Origin of the sequence: Algoriphagus sp., from assembly GCF_024642405.1 — a bacterium.
GTDB lineage: Bacteria > Bacteroidota > Bacteroidia > Cytophagales > Cyclobacteriaceae > Algoriphagus.
Genome location: NZ_JAHEBC010000333.1, coordinates 1 through 4,222 on the forward strand (window position 1 = coordinate 1; position 4,222 = coordinate 4,222).

Consider the following 4,222-nt stretch of genomic DNA (forward strand, 5'->3'; position numbering starts at 1 on the left):
ACCTTTTGATAGGCAGATTGGATTCGAGGAGATTTATTTGTTATTCGATCCATCTGTTCGATGGCTCTCAAATAATCATTCGTATTAACCAGGGCTTCTGAAAGCAAGGTTTCCATTTCTGTTTTCTGGCTTCCATTTGGATATTTTTCTAGATACTCATCTAAGGCAAGAATAGCAGCTTGAAAACTACCCTTTTGAAGGTTTACTTTTGCATAATTTACAAGAGCATCCTCCTGGATTTTCTTGTTGAATTCTGCTTTAGATGCTGCTGAAAAACTAGTTGAGGCAAACTGGAAGTTTTCTAGTTTTAAATAAGAATGTCCCAAATAATAGCTAGAAGCCTGGCCTAATTCATCGGTTGCTGAAGCTGAGTTTTTAAGGTATTCTGCAGCCCTTCCATAATTTTGGATTTCAAAAAGTGAAATCCCTGCTTTATAGATTTCTTCTCTAGAAAGTGTTCCTTTTCTAGAATTGATATACGCCTCATAATTTTTAGAAGCATTTGGATAATCCTTTTTAGCAAAATAGGCCTCTGCCAAATACAAGTTGATTATTTCAGGTTTTTCAAGCTGTTGGCCTGTACCCAGTTTGGGTTCAGCATAATTAATCAGTTCATCGTAATTCCCCTGATTATAATATAAAGATGCTATTAAATAGGGTACTTTACCGGAATAAAAAACATCTCTGGATGCTGCCTGTAGATCAGAAATAGCTTTTGAGTTTTCCTTATTTTCTAATGCTATATAACCACTATAATAATAAGCATCAGGAGCAACGGATGTATTTAATACTTTTGCCTGATCAAAATAAGGTGCTGCTTGATCATAACTCTTCATCTGGAAATGAGAAAAACCTTGCTTAAAATACAAATCTGCTCTATTCTCATCACCCAGACTGGTTGGATTCACTAACGAATAGCTATCGATAGCGTCTTTATAGTTTCTTTTATAGAAAAAATGATCTCCGAGATACAACCCAGCTGAAGTAACTGTAGGGTGATTTCCATTTTCATAGATATAGGACTTCATTAGACCTGGCCCATCAGGACTCTCCAGTTGCAAGGCAGACATTGCTCTGTAGAGTTCTGTAGATTTTTTTTGTTCCTCCGTTAAATCTTTGCTAAGAAGTCTGGTATTATCATACAGCGTAGCTGAAAAAAGTTGTTTATCGAAAAGCTCAAGTTGATGATCAAGAGGATACTGAGGACTGGTTTGAAAGAGTGTGGACTGAGAAAAAGCATCCAAACTCAAACCTAATCCAGCTAGTAACACCAAGTAATATTTCATAGATTATAGTTGGTTTTAGCAACAAAAAAATAGTTAAAATCAATTCTATCTTCACTTGATAAAATCATTTTGAAGAAAACTGATAAAAGACAATTTTTCAGAGCTATTTAGAAATCTGCTTCGGTAATCAATGTAGTATTTTGTAAACAAGCTCTCGGAGGATTTCAGCATCTGTCATACTTCCGGAGTCAACTCCTTTAGAACGAAGATCTGCCTCTTTGATGTATGTAAACACATCAATTACCTTGCCCAATTTATAGTTACGGGCGGATTGTAAATACTCTCTGGCAACAAATCTGGGCACACCGATTAAAGACGCTATTTGATCATCGGATGCCTGACCGGCTTGATGAATAAGTGCCAGTTTTGAAAAATAATTATACATCAATGCAAAAAGTGGGATAAGCGGGTGAGATTTAGGGTTTTGAATAAAGTAATTAATTATCTGATTAGATTTAATTGCATCTCTTACTCCAATAGCTTTCAGTAATTCGAAATTATTATAATCCTTATTTATGCCAATGAACTTCGAAATTTCGGCTATTCCAAATTTGGTAGGTTTTTGAAAATTGATCAACATTTTTCCAACCTCATTGGTCATCACCTCCAAGTTATTGCCGATTGCCTCCGCTAAAAACTGGGCTGCTTTAGGTTCTATGTCATGACCAATATCCTTGAAATACTGGAGCACCCATTCTGTTAATTTATAATCTGGTATTTTCTCAGAAGTGACGTAAACTGAATTTTTTTGAAGTACTTTAGACAGCTGAGTTCTTTTATCCAGTTTTTTATACTTATGAGCAAAAACCAGAATCGTACTAGGCAAAGGGTTTTGCGCATAGCCCATCAATAAATTCTGAGAGTCCTCTTTCCCCAAATCCGATAAACTTTGAGCCTCTTTGACAATTACAACTTGTCTTTCGGCCATCATTGGAAATTTCCTGGCATTATTAATTATTTGTCCAATGTTACTGTCTTTTCCATAAAGAACTATCTGATTGAAACTACGCTCATGTTCTGCAATGGCATTTTTCTCGATAAAATCAGAAATTTGATCTATATAAAAGGGCTCGTCTCCTTCCAAAAAATAAATAGGAGCAAACTTTTTCTCTTTAAGATCTTTAAGTACAGTTTGTGGTGAATGGGCCATGTATAATAATTACTCTAAAGCTTAAAGATAATAGCGGGATTGGATTGGGTGCAAAAAGCTTAGAAAGATTATTTGTTAAACTATTCCACCCTTACCTTTGTATTATTAATAAAAAGAGGAAAAAATGAATTTCGAGAAAGGAATAGAATTGTATAAAGCGGGCAAATTTGAGGATGCTCTTTCCGTGTTTAACCAATTGATTTCAGATTCTGAAAAATCAGCGGAGTTGCACCTATTCCGGGGAAGAGTTTTGTCCCGATTAGGGAAAACTGATGAAGCATTGATTGATTTCGACTTAACAGTAGAAATTGACCCTTATAATACAAATTATATTTCTGATCGTGCTGTGGTTCTTCATTTGTTAAAAAGAGATGAAGAAGCTTTAATAGAGTTTGACAGAGCAGCAAATTTAGACCCCAAAAACCCTTATAGATATAGCAGTAGGGCCTATTTTAAAGATAGAATCGGCGATTTAAAAGGAGCCATCGAAGATTATGAAAAAGCTATTGAATTAGATCCTGAAGATGCTGTTTCCTTCAACAATAAAGGACTTGTGGAAGAAAAACTCGGATACAAGGAAAGATCAAAAAAGAGTTTTGATAAAGCGGATAAATTAGTTGGATACCAGCCAAGTTCACAAGCCTCAAATCCTTCCCCTGCAGATAGCAAAGCATTAGACGAAAAAGAAACATTTAGAACTAAAGAAAAATTAACTCCTTCTTACTATCTAAAAATTATAGGATCCATATTTAAGGATTCCAAAACGAGAAAAGAATTCAAAGAATTTATATTAGGGGTTTTCAAGAAAAAATAACTAGAAAGATTTTATGACCCATAATGGCTTATTGATAAAATAGGCCATTTTTTTTGATAGATTCTTCGAGAAGATTTGGTCAAAAAATGATTTCTTCTTGCTTAATGTAACTAAAATATCCCCCTTAGAAGATTGAAGATAATTTTCAAGCCCAAGTGCCAACTCATCCCGATAGGATTTTAACACATAATTTACTTTTTCATATTTCACAAACGGTGAAATTTCATCAATCATTTCCAGATGCAGGGATTTGTCTATAGCCTTATGGGTACTGCTTATATGGACTATATCAATTTCAGAATCAAAAAAACTTGCGAGTTCAATTATTTTTTGAATTGCAATCTTATCCTCTTCTAAATAGTCACTTGCATATACCAATTTTCTTGGCTTCTTGAAAAATACTTTTCTAGGTACTACAAATACATCTATTTCTGCTTCTTCAACAATTCTGCTTGTTTTGGAACCTATGATATGTTCTCTCAGGTCATTGATACCTTCGGTACCCATTACAATCATGTCAGCTTTAATTCTTTCGGCTTCTGCCAAGGTTGTAGCAACAATTTTACCATTATCAAATCCTACTAAACAGCTCTTAAGGCCTTTTGGTAAACTTTCTTTTAAGACTGCCTGTTGAAGATTGGTTAATTTTTCCTTAATAAATTCCACTTGATGATAGCCTTTTGAATCAAGTGGAGATAGCTTTTCATAATCTTTTTTATTTAGAACATGAAATAATAATAAATCAGCTTTAAATAACTCACCAAGTTTAGCCGCATATTCAATGGCATTCAGAGAACATTCCGAAAAATCTGTAGGGCAAAGTATGGTAAAAGTATTAGACATATCTAAAAATTTTAATAGCCTCTTTCTCGAATAACGAGATTATTGAGGGGCTGGTTGGATCGAATTCTATGAATATTATCTACAACTTGAGGGGCTGCAGCTCTTGGATTGGTCACACTGGCAATATGT

The 4,222-nt window shown here is 34.5% G+C and carries 4 protein-coding genes; 1 reads left to right on the top strand and 3 read right to left on the bottom strand.

Annotation, left to right across the window (positions count from 1 at the left end; genetic code table 11):
* Positions 1-1,286, bottom strand: a 1,286-nt coding sequence (locus Q0L68_RS17175) for a tetratricopeptide repeat protein (protein ID WP_296705487.1), incomplete at its 3' end; no start/stop codon positions are given.
* 127 nt (positions 1,287-1,413) lie between these two features.
* Positions 1,414-2,436, bottom strand: a complete 1,023-nt coding sequence (holA, locus tag Q0L68_RS17180; protein ID WP_296705489.1) for a DNA polymerase III subunit delta — start codon at positions 2,434-2,436, stop codon at positions 1,414-1,416.
* Positions 2,437-2,560: 124 nt separating this feature from the next.
* On the opposite strand from holA, the gene Q0L68_RS17185 reads away from it, so the two are divergent.
* Positions 2,561-3,250: a tetratricopeptide repeat protein gene (locus tag Q0L68_RS17185; protein ID WP_296705491.1), complete on the top strand. Its 690-nt coding sequence runs from the start codon at positions 2,561-2,563 to the stop codon at positions 3,248-3,250.
* Here the strand turns inward: Q0L68_RS17185 and Q0L68_RS17190 are convergent, their stop codons facing one another.
* On the bottom strand, positions 3,251-4,093 hold the full coding sequence (locus tag Q0L68_RS17190) for a universal stress protein (RefSeq protein ID WP_296705492.1): 843 nt from the start codon (positions 4,091-4,093) through the stop codon (positions 3,251-3,253).
* Positions 4,094-4,222: the final 129 nt, after the last annotated feature.

Coding starts and splice junctions, on each gene's coding strand:
- holA (WP_296705489.1), bottom strand. CDS start 2,436: ATGGCCCATTCACCACAAACTGTACTTAAAGATCTTAAAGAGAAAAAG.
- Q0L68_RS17185 (WP_296705491.1), top strand. CDS start 2,561: ATGAATTTCGAGAAAGGAATAGAATTGTATAAAGCGGGCAAATTTGAG.
- Q0L68_RS17190 (WP_296705492.1), bottom strand. CDS start 4,093: ATGTCTAATACTTTTACCATACTTTGCCCTACAGATTTTTCGGAATGT.